Source organism: Intestinibacillus massiliensis (assembly GCF_900155735.1).
In the GTDB taxonomy this organism is placed as follows: domain Bacteria; phylum Bacillota; class Clostridia; order Oscillospirales; family Butyricicoccaceae; genus Intestinibacillus; species Intestinibacillus massiliensis.
The window spans coordinates 1-903 of the sequence record NZ_LT707046.1 but is presented as its reverse complement, the minus strand read 5'-3'; the positions used below and the strand labels follow the sequence as shown (position 1 = coordinate 903).

At 63.7% G+C, this 903-nt stretch carries 1 protein-coding gene; it reads left to right on the top strand.

Features of this window, described 5'->3' with window-relative positions:
* Positions 1 to 783 (top strand): helix-turn-helix transcriptional regulator (locus CZ203_RS01180; RefSeq protein ID WP_143436053.1); only part of this gene is annotated, 783 nt, incomplete at its 5' end.
* Between the last annotated feature and the right edge of the window lie 120 nt (positions 784 to 903).

The window sequence follows — 903 nt, the reverse complement described above, 5'->3', positions numbered from 1 at the left end:
CTCGGCCGGTCCGACGAGGCGGCCGCCGTCCCGGATATCGCCGCCCTGTTCGGCCATGCGCGCGACGCGGTCGCCGAGCGGCTGACGCTGGGCTGCAACCGCATCATCCCCTATGGCGAGCTGCCGCCCGACGACGGTGCGCCCGGCCTATCCGCCGCCGAGCGCACCGAACTGCTGAACATCGTCGAGTCGTGCTGCGCCGACCGCCTGCTGCTCTTTGTCAGCCGTTTCCTTGCCGAGACGCGCAGCCTGCCGGTGCGGGATGCGGCGCGGCTGCGCAAATACCGCGCGCTGCTGCTGGACTTCTTCGGCATGGTGCAGGACGCGGCGCCCGACCCGGCAGCGCGGGAAGCCGCCATTTTGCGGCTTAAGGAGTTTACCGCGCCCGCCGCACTGCACCAATATATCTCCCAAACTATGGGAAGCCTGTTTGCGCAGTATTGCGAGCAGATCCGCACGCGGGAAACGCGCCCGGTCGCAGATGCAAAGGCCTTTATCGAGGCGCACCTGAGCGAGGACCTGACGCTTGAGCGCGTCGCGGCGCAGGTCTACTTAAACCCCGCCTACTTCAGCATCCTGTTTAAAAACGAAGAGGGCGAAAATTTTAGCAAATACATCACGAACCTGCGCATTTCCAAGGCCAAGGATTACCTCAAGCAGCCGCCCTATTCGGTCGCGCAGGTGTCCGAGCTTGTCGGCTACCGCGATCAGAAGCACTTTAGCAAGCTCTTCAAAAAAATCGTGGGCATCAACCCGAGCGACTATAAAAAGCTGCATTCTTGACAGGGGGTGTCGGCATGACCGGTCCTTTCCCAAAGCGCCAGCTCCTCAACCCCGCCGCCGCGGTGCTCTCGCTGCTGCTGATGGGCGTGCCCGCTGTAGCCGCGCTCGCCCTGCTGTGGG